Origin of the sequence: Bradyrhizobium sp. CSA112 (assembly GCF_029051645.1) — a bacterium.
Taxonomy (GTDB): domain Bacteria; phylum Pseudomonadota; class Alphaproteobacteria; order Rhizobiales; family Xanthobacteraceae; genus Bradyrhizobium.
The window spans coordinates 216,093-233,273 of the sequence record NZ_JAACFS010000006.1 but is presented as its reverse complement, the minus strand read 5'-3'; the positions used below and the strand labels follow the sequence as shown (position 1 = coordinate 233,273).

Here is a 17,181-nt window from a genome sequence, read left to right as displayed (position 1 = left end):
CTTGCGCAAGCCTTTGCTCGACCGATTGAGGGGCGAGTTGCAAACGCTCATTCTGCCTAACTCATTGGCACGCCGTCCGTAATGTCAGCTATTAGACGTAGCTAGCATCGAGCGGCATACAAAGACTTTGGATCGCTAAATGTGCGCGAGTTTCAAGGAACCGCTCCGAACATGGGGGTGCTTTTTACGCCTGGTAGGTAGCAGGAACCAAAGCATGGATAGTGCTTTTACTGGCTAGCGCAGCCCTCGCGCGTTGCGGGGATGCGTCGGGACTGTTCATGAACAAGGTCAAGGATAAGAGACTGGCCCTAGCGGCGGCAAGCCTTCGGCATGCTCCGGTACTGGAAGGTAAGCCTTTTCCGCTTGGAGCCACCTGGGATGGCCTTGGCGTTAATTTCGCGCTGTTTTCGGCTCATGCCACTAAGGTCGAACTCTGCCTCTTCGATGACGGCGGAAAGAAAGAGATCGAACGCATCGAGCTGCCCGAATACACCGATGAAGTCTGGCACGGTTATATACCGACCGCACGTCCGGGCACAGTCTACGCCTACCGGATCCACGGCCCTTACGAGCCAGATGCGGGACACCGTTTCAATCCCAACAAGCTCGTGATTGATCCTTATGCTAAGCAGCTTGTGGGCGCGCTGCGTTGGGGACCAGAATTATTCGGCTATGAGCTCGGTCACCCGGACAAGGACAAGTCGTTCGATTCACGCGACAGCGCGCATCTGATGCAAAAATGCCGCGTGATAGACCCCGCCTTTACCTGGGGCCATGCGGCAAAGCCCGAGGTGTCCTGGGACCGCACCATCTTTTACGAGATGCACGTCAAAGGTTTTACCCGGAGCCATCCGCTTGTGCCGGAAGGCGACCGCGGTACCTTCGCCGGACTTTGCCATCCGGATATCCCTTCTTATCTTCGCGCGCTTGGGATCACTAGCGCTGAATTCTTGCCTATCCATGCATTTGTGGATGATAGTTACCTTGTAGAGAAGGGTCTTCGCAACTATTGGGGCTATAACTCGCTTGCGTTTTTCGCGCCCGAGCCGCGCTATCTCAAGACGCCTTTTGCGAATGAGTTCAAGGAGGCCGTCAATCAGTTTCATGCCCATGGCATCGAGGTGATCCTTGACGTCGTCTATAATCACACCGCAGAAGGCAACGAACTCGGGCCAACGCTTTCTTTCAAGGGCATCGATAACGCGAGCTATTATCGCCTGCTTCCGGACCAGAAGCGCTACTACATTAATGATACCGGTACCGGCAATACGGTAAACCTTTCTCACCCGCGCGTGCTCCAGATGGTCGCGGACAGCCTGCGCTACTGGGCGACCGAAATGCGCGTGGATGGTTTCCGCTTCGACCTTGCGACCATTCTTGCGAGGGAGCCCTACGGTTTCGATGAAGGCGGCGGCTTTCTGGATGCCTGTCGGCAGGATCCGATCCTTTCGTCTGTCAAGCTGATCGCCGAGCCTTGGGATGTCGGCCCGGGCGGCTATCAAGTCGGCCGATTTCCCCCGGGATGGGCGGAATGGAATGATAAATTCAGGGATGACGTGCGGCGCTTCTGGAAAGGGGATGAGGGCATGACACCCGAATTTGCGCGGCGCATCACCGCATCGGGCGACCTCTTCAACAAGCGTGGCCGCAGGCCATGGGCGTCCGTCAATTTCGTTACGGCGCATGATGGCTTCACACTGAACGACGTCGTTTCCTACAATGATAAACACAACGAGGCCAATAGCGAAGACAACCGCGACGGACACTCGGACAATCATTCGTGGAATCACGGCGCTGAAGGGCCGACTGATGATCCAGAGATCATCGAGCTTCGCGAGCAGCAAAAGCGCAATCTCCTAGCGACGACGCTGCTGTCGCACGGGACGCCTATGATCCTCGCTGGTGACGAGTTTGGCCATACCCAGGGTGGCAACAACAATGCCTATGCCCAGGACAACAACACGACATGGCTCAACTGGCTCGGTATCTCGGCCGAAGGCCGGGCCTTGCGGGAATTCGTCCGTAAGCTAATCGTGACCCGGCAGGCCTTTCCCATCCTGCATCGCTCAAGGTTTGTCATCGGCAACGTCAATGAAGAGCTAGATGTGAAGGACGTAAGCTGGCTCGCTCCGAATGGCCGGGAGATGAGAACAGCGGATTGGGACAATCCGGCCACGCGATGTTTCGGTATGCTGCTTGACGGGAGGGCACAGGAAACTGGTGCCAAACGGCAAGGCTCGGATGCCACGCTGCTCCTTATCTACAACGCGCATCATGATTTGGTCGAATTCGTCTTGCCCGAAGTGCCGCAGGGTCGGGCCTGGGCCGGCCTCATTGATACGCATGCACCGGATGTGACGTTGACGGTTTATCCGTTTGGCCACCGCTTAAAGGCGGCTGGTCGATCAATGCTGGTGCTCGGCCTCGCGACGGGAGAGACCATGACGCGGCGGCTTCGCCAGGGTCTTGGTGCCATCATGGACATTGCCGAATTTCCACTTCAGGTCTAGGCCACGCCTCCTTCCTCGAGAACGCGCAGGACCCCTTGCAATGGCACGGAAATCCAAGCCGGCCGGTAGGAAAGCTCGTATTCGACCTCGTAGAGCGCCTTTTCGAGCAAAAAGAAATTCAACGTCGACTTCATATCCTCGGTGCGGTCTGGCCACAGAACGGAGGCGCCTATCGCCTCCTGATAGGCGCTCAGAAAGCCATCTGTTGTCTGTTCGCGCCACGCAAATAAGGCTCGCGACTCCGGAGTGTTGAGCTTTTCCGACATCCGCCTCTGCTGTTTCGAGGCCATGGCGGCGTAGTCCAGGGAGCGCAACACACCTGCCACATCGCGCGCAGCGGGAGCCTTGCGCCTCCGATCTGCCAACGGTCGGGTGGGCTCGCCCTCGAAGTCAATAATGACTGCGTCCTCATTGGCTACAAGCACCTGGCCCAAATGCAAATCACCGTGATGGCGTATCTTGCAGCGGCCCAGCGAAGGTCGGATGAGGTTAGCTGCATAGTCATGAAGTCCGGGTTTGACCCGCAGTAGGCGCTCTCCAAAGGGCCAGTCATTCACATTCAGCAAAGAATTCTCCAAGCTATTGAAGATGCGAGCCGCGCGCTCCATAACATCGCTAATCCAGAAATCGAGATCGCCTTCGTCGATCGGCTCAGGCTTGAAGGCCTCTACGTCGTCGCGGCTTGCCAGGGCCCGATGCATCTCGGCAACACGGCACCCCAGACGCCGCACCCACTGGAGATAATCCCGTCGTGCGGTGATCGCCTTATCGCGTTCTTCGGACCCTTTCGCCATTGACTCGAGATAAATGCTGAGGCGGTCGGCCGACCAAGTCCAGGCGTCACTGCGATTCGGCACAAATGCATGGACGACACCAAGGGCATAACTCGCTGAAGCATGAGCAGCCTCGAGGTGGCCAATCAGCGCGGGCGTATGCGCAAAATTCGCTGCCTCGGTCAGAAACTGTCCCATCTCCACTTCGGGGTTTCGGCCGGGCTCAATGTGGCGGTACAGCTTGACGACGTAGTCCTGGTCAACCAGGGCCGTACTGTTGGATTGCTCTCCTTGAATCGCGCGGATTCGGGATGGAGTACTCGGAGGCTGGCTCCCAAGTTTGCTCGTGGGCTTGAAGTCCAGCCTCCAGCCCGAGCCCGCAATGGAAGCCTCCCGCCGGAGGTGATCAAGGAGCTGCCGGATGAAATCGGGATCAGCGGCGACATCGCGCAGCAATCCCTCGCGCTCACCCTGGTGCAAACAGGCCACGATGGATTTATCCAATTCGGGCCCCGCATCAACGGACCAGTCGACCCGTAAAGGCAGGAGATAACGCGCGTGGTGGTTGGTTTCGATAATGACGAAATTGGTTGAGTCCCCGGCGAAAGGGAGACGTGCAATGATCTTCGGCTTAATCCGCGTTTCAGAGTTACCAGGGAACCACCTCGCCTTTGAAAGATAGGCAGGAAGAAAATGTGTTTCGAGAGCTGCAGTTACCTTGCTATTTGCGACCCATGAAGAACCTTCCGGTATGTCCAAGAATGCAAGGGTTTCACCGGCGGCGCCCATGTCCGTTAACCCAAGCACCGGAAAAGCAGCACAGGATCGTGCACAGGATCGATCCAAAGCCGCATGCCGCCATAGGTAACAGGCGAGGTCGGACCGGATTTGAGGTTTTCGAGCGCGGTCACGGGCTTCAAGTCGCCATGGCCTAGCCGCACCTGCACATCACCGAGCGGAAGCCAGAATTCTCGGAAACCACCCGTTAATGCGATGACAGTCACAACTACGTTTGTCTGATCGGCGGAATGTTTGACGTAGGCTATGACCGAGTTGCCCTCCACGGGCAGAAACCGGATCGCGGAGGTCTGTTGCAGTGCCGGGTTTTCGCGCCGGATACGATTGATCTGGGCGATATAAGGCTTGATGTTTCCGGGCTTGTCCCAATCGCGGGATTTCAACTCGTATTTTTCGGAATTAAGATACTCCTCGCGGCCCGGTATCGGCTCATGCTCGAGAAGCTCGAAACCGTTATAGATGCCGTAGTTGCTCGATAATGTCGCAGCCAGCGCAAGCCGCGTCTTGAACATCCATGGCTCGCCGCGCTGAAGGTGGAACGGCAGGATGTCGGGCGTGCTAACAAAGAAATTGGGACGGTAAAATTCGCGCTCGGGGTAGCCCGCGAGTTCGTTCACATATTGCTCGATCTCCCATCTTTCCGTGCGCCACGTGAAGTACGTGTAAGATTGCGTGAATCCGAGCTTGGCAAGCCCCTTCATGACTTTGGGCCTGGTGAATGCCTCCGAGAGGAAAAGCACGTCAGGATCGCGCGCTTGTACCTCTTTGATCAGCCATTCCCAAAAGGGAAACGGCTTGGTGTGTGGGTTGTCGACACGAAAGATCTTGACGCCTTGCGAGACCCAGAACAGCACGACATCGCGCAACGCACGATACAAGCCTTCGGCATCCTTCGAATCGAAATCAACGTTCACGATGTCTTCGTATTTTTTTGGGGGGTTCTCCGCGTATTTCATCGAGCCGTCTGGGCGGCGCTCGAACCACTCCGGATGCTGCTTCAACCAAGGGTGATCCGGTGAGCATTGAATAGCGAAGTCGAGTGCGACCTCCATGCCCGCGGCGCTGCATGCCGCAACAAACCGCCGAAATTCATCCAGGCTTCCAAGCTGCGGATGGATGGCGTCGTGTCCACCCTCATGTGAGCCAATCGCGTAAAAGCTGCCCGGATCACCGTCGGCCGCCCTGAGAGCATTGTTGCGTCCCTTGCGATTCGTGCGTCCAATCGGGTGGATGGGCGTCAAATAAACGACATCGAAGCCCATGGCCTGGATGTCAGGAAGACGATCAATGCAGTCGTTCCACGTGCCGTGCTGTCCGGGGTGAGGACTCTGGCTGCGCGGCACCATCTCGTACCAAGAGCTGTAGCGAGCCTGGGGCCTATCCACCATGAGTGTAAGTGGCTTCGATCGGGTGAGGTGCGCACGCTCTTGCCCTTCAGCCATCGCCTTTTTGAGGTCATCGGAGAGCAGGACCTCGCACTTGCCCGACTGCAAGAACGCTTCGCATGCACGTGCAATCTTCGCTGTAACTTCCTGACCGCCGCTCACGGCGCGGGTAAGCAGGGAAGCTCCCTCCATGGCGTCAAGCTCGGTCGCGACATTGGCTTTGCGTTTCTGTTCAAAGCCATGCCGCCATGTGGCGAATTCGTCGGTCCACGCCTCGATTGCGTAGCTGTAGCGGCCGGTCTTCTCAGGTACGAAGGCTCCCACCCAGCGGTCGTTGTCATGGTGAATCATGGGAGTCCGTTGCCAATCGGATTCAGGCTCGCGGCGCCATATCAAGTCGGCTGCAACGACATCGTGACCGTCGCGATAGATGTCTGCCCAGACCTCAACAGTCTCGCCCACGATCCGTTTGACCGCAAAGCGGCCGCAGTCGATGGAGGGGAAGATCTCCTCGATATGAAAAGCCTGCTTTACGGGAGTGCTCATGGATGTGGGGGACACAGGCAAAAACAGAGACTGAAATACGAATGCCGTACGTGCCGGATTAGTTCCTGACAGCTAACGAGTCCCGCAGAAAGGAACCATTTCCGGACAATTCGGTTAGACTTTCGAACCACCAAGCCGGCCCAAAACCAAGAGCGGCCGCGCGCTGCGCTGACGGAGCGCAGAGAGAGAATTGCGCCTAGTTTCTTCTAAAATCGCCTTGCGTGGCGTAGCTTTCCTCAACCTCAACGGAGCGGTTACGCCGCTCACGGGGTGTCGAATTCACTCCGGCGGCGATCGACACCCTCTAAACGGACGTCTGTCCCTCATAATGCATGTGCCGCGGGATACGAGCTCGAATGGGGACAATTGGAATGCCTTATACCGCTTCGGGAACGGTCACGGTTATCCAATTCCCTTTCGTCATGGATTCGAATTCGACTCCCGTGCCTGGGACTTGCAGGTTCGACACCTTGCCCGCAACTACCGATGCACAACTTACAATGGTCGCGGACTGCCACCCAGTGACATTCCTGAAGAGCTGTCTCCTCTGGTTGGAAGCTCCCGCAGCCATGTGTGGCCTATCGATCCCGCGAGCACACCTAGTCGGGTCGAGTATGCCTGGACATGCAGCGCTTCTTTTTTTGCGGTGTCCTGAAAAAGCCAGTGCCATCGTCGCCACCAGAACAAGCTACCGCTCCCCTCCATTGGGGACACCAAGATCGGATAGGAAGAACGGGTACGCTCTGGAGGGAATCCTATGCAGCTATGCCTGACTGCATGAAGCTGCAATCCATCAACTGCATAACGGAGAATGGATCAACAACTGGAGGACGCAGAGGATACTACACTGTGTATCCGCGTGGGCGAGGAGCGTCCCTAGGCGTTTTTACACGGCCAAGACCCAAAGCCGACGTGGGTCGCTGAACAACGGCGCGCCGCGGAGACTCGGCGGTTGTTGTCAGCAGCATCCTATGACACGCAGGTCCCAGCCTCACTTTTTAGCTGACAATCTCCTTGACCCTGATGCCGCGCAAGGCCTCGATGCAGTCAGCTACCAGATGCAAGAGTTCTTGTCGCTTTAGACTTTTCACCCGACGACCTTCCATATTGATGAGAATGAACCTCGCCATGTCGTAGGCGACTTCAAACTGCGATTTGCCGATAACCTCAACATCGATTCTTTCAGCCATTTTCGCTCTCCGCTAGTTCCTGCGAGGCGCCAGAATTTAAAGGAACTTACCGATAATCTGGAACGAGTAAAACTGTTCAAACGTTCATAGGCGGGGCCAGATGGGTCTTGTCCGATGAACGAAGCAACGTTCTTCATTATGGGCGTAGCGGGTTTGGGGCTATGGGCCGCTATCGTCGCGGTCCTTGACATAATGGTGGCACGGGAACGAAAGCGGCTGCGGCTTCGCCGTCATGATGGCTGACATGCCGAGATAATCCTATAAGCTTTCGCGCGCTTCTTGCTTGGAGCGGACATCCGCTCGAAGCGGTGCCGGTTCAGCGCTCGCATGACGCCGATGCGCGCAAACATCGTCGGCCCGCTGAGATCCGCCACGATCGCGGCCTGCCATTCGGGCAGGGCGGCTCGTTCGCCGGCAGCGCTGTGATGTAGTTGGTCGCGTGACGAAAAGATATAACTCAAGACCGTGTACACCAGTTCGACTTGGCCGTGGGGTGGTCCTCGTGTTGGCGCGCTATGATGAGGTCGGCCCGGAACTTACGGCACCGTAGGCTACGACCGTGGTTTCGGATGCTCTACTAGAAAAATGCATGTCGTCCCGAGCAGTTAGTGAAATTTGCGGAGGAGGGTGCCTCCGTCGTTCGTCATGGGATGCTCCTTTTCGAATTTCGTATAGTAAATAACTAACTGTCGAGTGCGGGCACGAACAGGTTTCTGGATACTAATGCTATGGTCCGCGCAGCGCTCCAAGATCAAGACAGTAACGATCGGATTTCCGACAAGGGCGAAGTCACTGGCTGCGAGATTCGGCAGGATGTCGCGATGATGGGGAAGCCCAAGTACGAGGTGATAAGCTCGCCGGCTGCCGACTGGGATAGCCTCCCACCGTCATTCCAGATAACGAGCGGTCGCTTGCGATGATTGCCGAACCGAAGCCAAAGAAGTCCGCGATAAAGAGGCGAGGGCGCCAGCCGCGCGAGGAACTCGTCGACTACATCGTCGCCATCGAAGGCTGGGATTGGCGCTATTCGCTCAGTCTCAACATGGAGCGACAGGCGATCGATCCCTACCACGAATTCCGCCACCTCCACATCCGGGGGAGACTTCTAAATCCAAAGGACCTGAAAAGCGATCAGATCGAGGTGACCCTGCTGCCTTCCCGCGATCTTGATCCTGAAGGGCGGAAGCAGTTCACGCCGTTTGGTGTCGGATCGCTCGATGGATACGGCGACCCTGTCACGGGATTGGTCTCGATACCGCAGGACGCCTTGCTGCCGATCTTGCAGATGATGATCGGCGAGCGCTTCAAGTTTATGGCAATGCGCGGCACAAAGTTCAGCCGTAGGCGGGCGACGCTGCACGGCTTTCGGCTCGAGGTAAAGATCGACCAAGACGACTTGCCCGAGGGCGTCGAGCTGCCAGGCTGACCGCAGATGGCTATCCCGGAACACTCAGCTCATCCGGCACTTAGCCAAATCTCAGGATCACCTAAGCGTCGCCGAAGCCAGCGGCGGGATTCCCATTGGGCTGAACGCGACCGCCGGCCGCTGGCGTCCCGCTCCGCAGGAGCGGCGATGTTGGCGTCGGGCCCTGGGTCCTCGCACGCAAGCTTCCGATAACCGATCCCGAACCAGGGCGCCGGAGCGGCCTTCTTGCCGCGGACGCCGGTGTTGTGAAGAAAAACGAGCTGTTGACCGCGGCCGCGAAGTGGTTCGCCAGCAATGTGACGCGGAGTACGAGGAAAGGGACGCCTTCCGTGACTGGTGGTTTATGGCATGGCTGGACCGAAATACAGGATCCTTTGGGGCGCCAGCGTTACAGCCATGGACAGTCAAGGTGCGGTGGGTAGGACACGGATCGAACGGCCTCAGGTAGCAAAGCGGTAGCAGTTGGTTAGCGGCGTACAATTCATCTCATTGAAAGTTCTTGTAATTCCCGACTAAGAGCACCGGTTCTATAGTTCGGGATCACAACGGCGGCTGCGCAAGGACGAGCCGGCGGACGCCTGGTTGGGGAGGGCGCCAGCAAGGAGCGGCTGATGGCGCTGAACTCGCAGCCGCGGGTTCTGCATCTGGCGACCCATGGCTTCTCTCGCGAGCGAGATGCGCGAGCCGATGCTGCCACCAAGTGTCGCGCTCGCAGGTGCGAACCGCGAGCTCGAAGGTAAGGGAGCAGGCGGCATCCTGAGCGCTCGCAGCAAATATTTATTCCCAGCCGTATGCACATCGAGGTGCTCAGGCTGCATTCGCCGAAGCAATACTCCGACTGCGCCCACAAATCCCTTTCCGATTGTGATCCCGTTCACGCCGCCCGGCACGAAATGTGCTACTCTTTCTTTCTGTGATCGTCCGAAGCGTCGTCCGCCTCATGGAGCAGGAGATGACGACCCGACCTTCGATACGACGAGATATAGTCGCCCACCTCGGCGCTGGGCTAATCGCCGCTCAAGGGCTGCCCGTCGAACGCGACTTTTACCCGTACGCTGTGCCCAACCCGCTGAGCGGCTGGGAGCTCCGCAAATCCTTGATCACCGTTCGATCAACCGCCTGCAGCGAGCGCCTGCTAATCTGGCGGCCGGCTGTTGTCGGCTGCCCGTTGCACAATCAGATCCGACCGTTCCTGCTGCGCCTATTCAAGAGGGCACGGCGGCCGACCTTCTGGTCGTGATCGTACTTTGGGATCAGATGAGCTGGTCCGTGTGCTGCCGAGTACTTGTTGCAAAGTAACAAGAGGAGCGAGCGATGCCGCGTAGATCGAGGTGGTCCCGCCTGTGCTGGCTTGCATGCTCAGCGGCGCTCGCAATGATGGTGGTCTCGCCGTCCAACGCGCAGTGGGCCGATGTCTCGCAGCAATGGCAATCGTTGAACGCGCAGGTAAGCAAGGCGTATCAAGCAGGCGAGTATTCAAAGGGAATTGCGCCGGCTGAAAAAGCGCTCGCACTGGCGCGAGGGGCATTTGGCGATCGGGACCCACGGACCCTGAACAGCCTCAACAGCGCGGCAATGCTCTACAATCTTCAGGGCCGCTACGATAAAGCGGAGCCGCTGTTTCAGGAAGCGCTGGAGAAGAGGCGCGAGGTACTTGGGCCTCGCCATCCAGATACCCTCGCCAGCTTCCACAATTTCGCCAACCTCTACGAGAATCAGGGCCGCTACGACGCGGCGGAATCGCAATATCGGGAAGCGCTGCAGGGAAGGCGCGAGGTGCTCGGGTCCCGCCATCCGAGCACTCTGAACAGCCTCAACAGTCTGGCCTCTCTCTACAAGACTCAGGGACGCTACGGCGAGGCGGAACCGCTGCTTCAAGAAGCGCTGCAGCAGAGGCGCGAGGCGCTTGGCCCCCGCCATCCGGACACCCTTAACGGCTTAAACAATCTGGCCGGCCTCTACCAAGCTCGGGGACGCTACGGCGAAGCGAAACCACTGTTTGAGGAAGCACTGCAGGGGAGGCGCGAGGTGCTCGGGCCTCGCCATCCTGATACCCTCCTCAGCCTCAACAACCTGGCCATGCTCTACCTCGATCAGGGCCGCTACGGCGAAGCGGAACAGCTGTTTCAGGAGGCGCTGGAGGAGAGGCGCGAGGTGCTTGGCCTGCGCCATCCACAGACCCTGGTCAGCCAGGACAACCTGGCCGGTCTCTACCAGGCCCGGGGTCGCTATGGCGAGGCGGAACGGCTGTTGCAGGACGCGCTGCACGGTAGGCGCGAGGTGCTTGGGCCTCGCCATCCGGACACCCTGCTCAGCCTCAGTAACCTGGCTGCTCTCTACGGCGATCAGGGCCGCTACGACGAAGCGGAACCGCTGTATCAGGAAGTACTAAGGACTTCCCGCGAGGCGCTTGGACCCCACCATCCAAACACTCTCCTCATCCTCCATAACCTGGCGTGGCTCTACCAGGAGAACGGCTACTACGACAAGGCGCACGAGGGATATCGGGAGCTACTGGAAGCAAGTCGCGAGGCGCTCGGGCCTCGCCATCCAAACACGCTAATGAGGCGCAACAACTTGGCCTCTCTCTATTATTTCCAAAGCCGCTACACCGAGGCGGAACCGCTGTATCAGGAGGTACTGCAGGAAAGGCGCGAGGTGCTAGGGCTCCACCACCCGGACACACTAACCAGCGTCAACAATCTGGCCGCTCTCTACACCTCTCTGGGCCGCCACGGCGACGCAGTGTCGCTTTATCAGGAAGTGCTAGAGGCCGCCCGTGAGGCGCTTGGGCCGCGCCATCCAAATACTTTGCTGGTACAGCTCAATATGACGACCCCTCTGGTTAACTCGGGCCGTTTAGGCGAAGCGGCACGAATGCTGCAGGAGATGGAGCCGCATCTGCTCGACTGGATCGGCCAGGAAGTCAACAGCACCGAGGCCGGCGCCGTGCGCCGCCAGCTCGTGTCTTCGCGTGCCAACTTCCAGAACGTCGTATTGTCCCTGGCGACGGGGCATGGCAGTAGCGATGCGCGCCGGCTTGGCGGCAGCGTGATGTTGCGCTTCAAACTTCTTCAGGGGGAGGAGGAAGCCTATCTAGCGCGGCTGGCCCGGCGGTCGGCAGATCCGCGGGTGCGGGCGCTTGCGGACGAGGTCGGCAGGCTGCGCTTGTCGCTGGTGGGTGCGTGGCGAAGCGCACTGTCGGGCGCGGCGCAAGGCACCTCCGGCACGTACGACGAGGCGCTGCAGGCATGGGAGACCAAGCAACGGGCGCTCGGCGAGGTCAGTCGTGACTACAAGGACCATCTGCGCGTCTTGACCGCCAGTTTCGATGATCTGCGAACGGCTCTGCCAATCGGCGCGGTGCTGGTGGAGTTCCGCCAATTCCAGCTGGTTGATTTTCGAACAGGGAGGTTGGATGAGGAGCCGCACTTCGCGGCAGTGTTGCTGGCCGGCTCCGATGAGCCGGTGGTAGCCGATCTTGGCCCAGTCTCGGAGCTTGGTCAGCCGCCGGCAGGACTCACTGACGAGGCGGCAGCGGCGCTGTACCAAAAGCTGTTCGCCCGGTTCGAGGATAAGGTCGCCGGCGCAACGTCCGTCTATATTGCGCCCGACGGGTTCCTAAATCTTATCCCGTTCGCGCGGCTTAAGCTTGCCGATGGCCGTTACTGGGCGGAGCGGCAGCAGCTGCGCCTGCTGCAGAGCGGGCGCGATCTGCTACGCCTCGATCCCGATAAGCCTGCGCGCGGTTTATTAGCGCTTGGTGGCATCGATTTCGGTACACTGGAAGTAGGAAAGCCTGACAGCGTCCTTGTCGCAGACCGCAAGGATGCGCTCACCCGTGCGGCGAGAACGCTTCGTGACTTCAAAAAGCTTCCAGCCAGCGGTGAGGAGGCGGTCGAAGTCAAGGAGTGGTATCAGTTGGGGCGCAAGGACGAGCCGGCGGACGCTTGGTTGGGCGCGGACGCTAGCAAGGCCCGACTGATGGCGCTCGAATCACCGCCGCGGGTCCTGCATTTGGCGACCCACGGCTTCTATCTCCCGAATGAGCACGAGCAGATGCTTCCGTCGGGTATCGCACTGGCGGGGATCACCCGCCCGAACGCGGTGCGTGAGCCCATGCTCCTATCAGGTATCGCGCTCGCCGGGGCCAACCGCGAGTTGGAAGGCAACGCAGCGGACGGCATCCTGTTCGCGCTCGAAGCGCAGGGGCTCAATCTCGATGGTAGCGAACTTGTGGTGCTCTCGGCCTGCGATACGGCCCGGGGCAGCCTCGACTATTCGGAGGGGGTCTACGGGCTAGTGCGGGCGCTGCGGACTGCTGGGGCCCGCAACGTGCTGGTGACCCTGTGGCCGCTCAATGACGGCGAGGCGCGCGACTTCATGAGTAAGTTTTATAAGACTTGGCTAAGCCAGTCGCGCAGCGATCCCGCCAAGGCGCTACGTGACATCCAGCTTGCCTATCTCAAGGACGACAAACTCAAAGATCCTCGCATCTGGGCGCCATACATCCTCATCGAGTGAGGGGACATGTCGAGAGCAGCAGCGGTAATGATGATCCTCGGAATTGTCGGGATTGTTTGTCATGCGGCTCGCGCTGATGAGTGCTTCTGCGCGATCCATTCCAGTAGCGGCGCGATCTTGCGCGGCTGCGAGGCTTTCAAAGCGCCAACCGACTTCTATTCGACCGCGCTATGTACCGATCCAGACACAGGCAAGCGATCGGTGCAAGTCATGTATTCGGATTGGACACGCATGGAAGCTGGTGCCGAGAGATGTCGGCCGTGCCAACGTGCTCGCCAAAGCAATTCGGATGTACCGCGAGGAGAAGTGCCGCCGTTGATCCCCACTCCCTCGGCGTCACCTTTATTCGCGGCGCGGGCGGTCCAGGGGGTTTACTGGAATACCTTTTTCACTCGCGGCACCGAGAAGGACGCCAAGCTCAATGCCAAGTCAAATGCTTCTTACACGCTGGTTCTGGATCTCTCGGCTTACAACTACAGTCAGATTCGGGCGACGAATGCCGCGGGCACCGAGATCTCACCAGCAGTTCAACGATATCTCGAAAGCGCGCCGCAAGAACCTGTCGAGCTGATAATACGGCCAGTGACAGTGACCTCGCAAATTTTGATCGACGAGCCACGAGAGAAATCGATGCAGATCAATCGTCGAAAGTTGATTAGGTCACAAAACCGTAGCGCCAAGGTAGAGCACCAACTGATTGCCAACTTTCGAAGCGGGAAGATGCAGGTCGCGGACTTTTCGAACGAAGTCGCCGCAGGACACGTGACATTCCAGGTCCGCTTGAAGGATGCCACGACAGCCGGCTGCGCGGTTATTGCCTTCACCATTTGGGACATCCGCAACAACCCGATCGATCATCTCGTCCAAACCGTTCCCATAGCAGACGGGTCGACTGAGCCCAATTGCACAATTGGCGGAGAGGAGGCACTGAAAGGAGGATTCGCGACATTACTTGATCCTGCCTTCGGAGCCGGTCCTGGCAGCGACGAGAAGCGCCCAATTCAAGCCGCGCTCCATGTATTCGAAAGCCAGCTATCAGAAGGACAGAAGCAGAGCTTCGTAATCTTCATCGACAAGACACAATATTCCGCGCCGCAGGCGGGTCGACCGGATGCCGAGCGTGGTGTGTATTCGTGGCGACTCGGTCATTGGCTCAGCGACTACGTGGGCGAGCCAAACGGGTTACCATTTCAGATCGATCTGGCATGGAAGGCCGCTGACAAGGGCCGCACCGCTGCCTATGCGCAAGTCGCCAACGAGCTTGCAGTAAAGATTTTCGGCGCTGAGCCTGGCGGCGAAGAAATGGCCGACGGAGCCAAGGCCGCACTGAAGGCACTTTCTCAGGCGGATGCCCCTCCTGTGGTAATGGCGAGGCTAGTCGGATCCAAGAATCAAAAGCTCTACATCCCGCTCAGCCTAATTGCGGGAGCGGGCAATACGCAGGGGTTGCCGAAGCCGATTACGGTTTTGCAGCCGCTGCCTGAGGAACGTTATCGCGCAGGGCGGTGCATTGGGACGTGGTCTTTCGGCGTCTCGCGCTATACGAAGGATCTCATGGACGCCCGGTTATATGCGGATTTGGCCAAACTAAACGCCGCCCAACCCGCAACTGGCGAGGCTTGGTTGACCAAAAACAGTAATTTGCGAGACTATTTGTCGACGAGCGCTAGCACTCCCGACACTGCCGGGGAAGGTCTCGTATTGCTGGCACATCATGATGGCCAGGGGATCTATATCGAAACCGCCGAAGAGCGTATTTTGGCCGGGGAATTGCGGCGGAAATATCCACGCGGCAGTATCGCACTGCTGGCATCCTGCGCGACCGGCAGCCCATCCAGCGATATGGCGATTTTGAACAAGCTTACCAGCAGCGGCATTGATGCAATGGTTGTATCGCCTTTCAAGGTTCGCTTGGACTATGGTGCGCGGCTCGCACTGGAATTTACCAACATCGTAAGAGCACACCGTCGAAACGGCACCACGCCGACGCTGGCGCAGATTTTCGGTGAAGCGACCGCTGCCACCGCCCAACACTTTGCCGACCGACCCCGCGAGCAATATCTGGAGGATATGGCTTTAGAATTCGTCCTCGTTGGTGATGCCTATCTGAGGCTGTGTCCCCCATGAAAAGCAAACTTGGAATGCGAGCCAGCTCGTTGGGGCGTAAGGCAATGGAGATGATCGCTATCATTGCCGCATGCGCATCGCTCTCGGCGGGCGAACGCGCGTCCGCGCAGGAACGCACCATGCCTGATCCAAGGGCTGATGCGTCGACAACGCCGTTCGCGTCGCCACCGGGCTCACCGCAGCAACGACTCCTGGCCTTCATCAGCGATCTTCATTTCGGTCTTGGTCGGCAAGCAAACGGGAGATGGTCCCCGAAGGAGGACTTCCGCTGGACAAGCGCACTGGCTGGATTTCTCGAAGAGCTTGGCAGACGAAGTGCCAATCAAGTCGACCTCGTGATTGTTGGAGATTTCCTTGAATTGTGGCAGCCACCGGCAGACATCGCGTGCGATGGTATAAACGCCGATACAGGTTGCACCATTCCCGAGATGGTACGCATTGTTGAGACCGTGGTCGCGGCTCACGACGACGACTTCGCGCGCCTACGCGACTTTTCGAAGCGTGGCGAGAACCGAATTCACATAATTCCAGGTAATCACGATTCGGCGCTGCTGCTTCCGGCTGTCTGGAGGTCGGTGGCCGTTGCGTTGGATACCGGCAGCGGCCGTATCAATCTGGTGACAACAGGCGTGTGGAAATCGCCGGACGGAAAGGTTGTTGCCGAGCACGGCCATCAAATCGGTAGCGACGTGAACCGATATCTTGATTGGCCCCGCATCACCTACGAGAGCCATGGTAACACCTATCTCGTGCGGCCGTGGGGCGAACGCTTCGTCCAACGCTTGTTCAATTCGGAGGAGGACGAATACGAGATCATCGACAATATGGCCTCGGAAACCGTCGGCGCGAAATATCGGATCGCGGCTCGCGGCTATCTCATGTCGACGTATGATTTTGCACGGTTCATCGCCTTCAACTTATTTGAGACCTCAGTTGCGCAAGAAATTGGGGCGCTTGGCGGCGATCCCAGCATGGCCAGCACCGACCGCGAGCAATGGAATCTTGCGATGGCTCGTGAAGAAATCGGCTACAAGCTTTTCCTAGAGGCCCTTCGTGCGGACGATCCATTGCGCGCAGAGCTTGCGGGAGGCGATACATCTTCACAGGCGCTAAGGAATGAGCTGACTGCGCTCGCCCGTGACAAGACAAGGCTGTCTGACGGCGACGTACGTGCGCTTTGCGATCTATTGGCTCTGCGAGACAGCTCACAGAAGTGTAGCGTCGGGGCGGCGGGCTTCGCGATAGAGAAAAACCTAGTGCCGCGGCGGCACGTCATGCGGGACCATGTGGCCGGGCACCTACGCACTGACGAGCGAATACGCATCTTCGTTCATGGGCACACCCACGCGCTAGAAGTCGGCTGGCCGGTGACGATTGAGCAGGGTAGAGAGGTAATGGTGCACAATACCGGCGCGTTCCAACGCACCATTGATGAGGACGGCTTCCTCGCCCGCGTTCGCGAAAAACATCTCCAGGCGAGTGAGGCGTTGCGTGCGATCAAACTGGAAGACCTGCCGCCATGCTACTCAGCTGTGCTTGTGACCTATCGATCGGGCGTCCCGGAATCAAAAACTTGGAGATGGCATATGCCGGAGAACGGCACGGGCGGCCTGGTCGAGCCAGGCGACGAACGCTGTAACTGAGGCAACCAAGCCGTTGATTTGGGCAGCTCTTGGTGCGATTTGGCAAACGTAAGATGGCGCCATGGAGCGCTTGATGGTTCTATTATCGGACCATCGTTTTGCCCGAGCAGCCGCTCGGATCTGGAGCCGAAAGTCGGCATCGATGCCGATCAGATGGGTGTCAAGGGCAGCATGATCGATCTTTGGTAAGAGGATGCCGTGGGCCTCCACCGTTGGCCAAACCACTCGTCCTTATCGGCGACGATGTGGTCAGCGTCCG

8 protein-coding genes are annotated in these 17,181 nt (G+C 58.5%); 5 read left to right on the top strand and 3 right to left on the bottom strand.

Features of this window, described 5'->3' with window-relative positions; all coding sequences use genetic code 11:
* Window positions 1-278 precede the first annotated feature (278 nt).
* Entirely contained in the window at window positions 279-2,510 is a 2,232-nt protein-coding gene (gene glgX, locus GWE18_RS15300) for a glycogen debranching protein GlgX (protein ID WP_275186534.1), read from the top strand.
* On the opposite strand, the gene GWE18_RS15295 is transcribed toward glgX, so the two are convergent.
* From GWE18_RS15295 to GWE18_RS15285, 3 genes are all read right to left on the bottom strand, one after another.
* A complete protein-coding gene (locus GWE18_RS15295) occupies window positions 2,507-4,072 on the bottom strand; it encodes a putative maltokinase (RefSeq protein WP_275186533.1) in 1,566 nt (521 codons plus the stop codon). The two genes, glgX and GWE18_RS15295, sit on opposite strands and share 4 nt — an antisense overlap.
* 5 nt (window positions 4,073-4,077) lie before the next feature.
* Window positions 4,078-6,012: an alpha-1,4-glucan--maltose-1-phosphate maltosyltransferase gene (locus GWE18_RS15290; protein WP_275186532.1), complete on the bottom strand. Its 1,935-nt coding sequence runs from the start codon at window positions 6,010-6,012 to the stop codon at window positions 4,078-4,080.
* 998 nt (window positions 6,013-7,010) lie between these two features.
* Window positions 7,011-7,202, bottom strand: coding sequence for a hypothetical protein (locus tag GWE18_RS15285; RefSeq protein ID WP_275186531.1), 192 nt, complete (start codon window positions 7,200-7,202; stop codon window positions 7,011-7,013).
* Between the two features lie 916 nt (window positions 7,203-8,118).
* On the opposite strand from GWE18_RS15285, the gene GWE18_RS15280 reads away from it, so the two are divergent.
* From GWE18_RS15280 to GWE18_RS15265, 4 genes are all read left to right on the top strand, one after another.
* Window positions 8,119-8,628 carry a hypothetical protein gene (locus tag GWE18_RS15280; protein WP_275186530.1) on the top strand — a complete coding sequence of 170 codons (510 nt, stop codon included), beginning with the start codon at window positions 8,119-8,121 and terminating at the stop codon, window positions 8,626-8,628.
* A gap of 1,374 nt (window positions 8,629-10,002) precedes the next feature.
* Window positions 10,003-13,152 (top strand): CHAT domain-containing protein, encoded by a 3,150-nt coding sequence (locus tag GWE18_RS15275; RefSeq protein ID WP_275186529.1) that lies wholly within the window; start codon window positions 10,003-10,005, stop codon window positions 13,150-13,152.
* Window positions 13,153-13,179: 27 nt separating this feature from the next.
* The gene (locus tag GWE18_RS15270; protein WP_275186528.1) at window positions 13,180-15,279 is read left to right on the top strand and encodes a hypothetical protein; all 2,100 of its coding nucleotides are present in this window, start codon (window positions 13,180-13,182) and stop codon (window positions 15,277-15,279) included.
* 44 nt (window positions 15,280-15,323) lie between these two features.
* Entirely contained in the window at window positions 15,324-16,922 is a 1,599-nt protein-coding gene (locus GWE18_RS15265) for a metallophosphoesterase (protein WP_275186527.1), read from the top strand.
* The last annotated feature ends 259 nt before the right edge of the window (window positions 16,923-17,181 follow it).

What these genes read in the sequence shown, in the direction of transcription:
- glgX (WP_275186534.1), top strand. Translation starts at nt 279, where the DNA reads ATGAACAAGGTCAAGGATAAGAGACTGGCCCTAGCGGCGGCAAGCCTT.
- GWE18_RS15295 (WP_275186533.1), bottom strand. Translation starts at nt 4,072, where the DNA reads ATGGGCGCCGCCGGTGAAACCCTTGCATTCTTGGACATACCGGAAGGT.
- GWE18_RS15290 (WP_275186532.1), bottom strand. Translation starts at nt 6,012, where the DNA reads ATGAGCACTCCCGTAAAGCAGGCTTTTCATATCGAGGAGATCTTCCCC.
- GWE18_RS15285 (WP_275186531.1), bottom strand. Translation starts at nt 7,202, where the DNA reads ATGGCTGAAAGAATCGATGTTGAGGTTATCGGCAAATCGCAGTTTGAA.
- GWE18_RS15280 (WP_275186530.1), top strand. Translation starts at nt 8,119, where the DNA reads ATGATTGCCGAACCGAAGCCAAAGAAGTCCGCGATAAAGAGGCGAGGG.
- GWE18_RS15275 (WP_275186529.1), top strand. Translation starts at nt 10,003, where the DNA reads ATGATGGTGGTCTCGCCGTCCAACGCGCAGTGGGCCGATGTCTCGCAG.
- GWE18_RS15270 (WP_275186528.1), top strand. Translation starts at nt 13,180, where the DNA reads ATGATGATCCTCGGAATTGTCGGGATTGTTTGTCATGCGGCTCGCGCT.
- GWE18_RS15265 (WP_275186527.1), top strand. Translation starts at nt 15,324, where the DNA reads ATGGAGATGATCGCTATCATTGCCGCATGCGCATCGCTCTCGGCGGGC.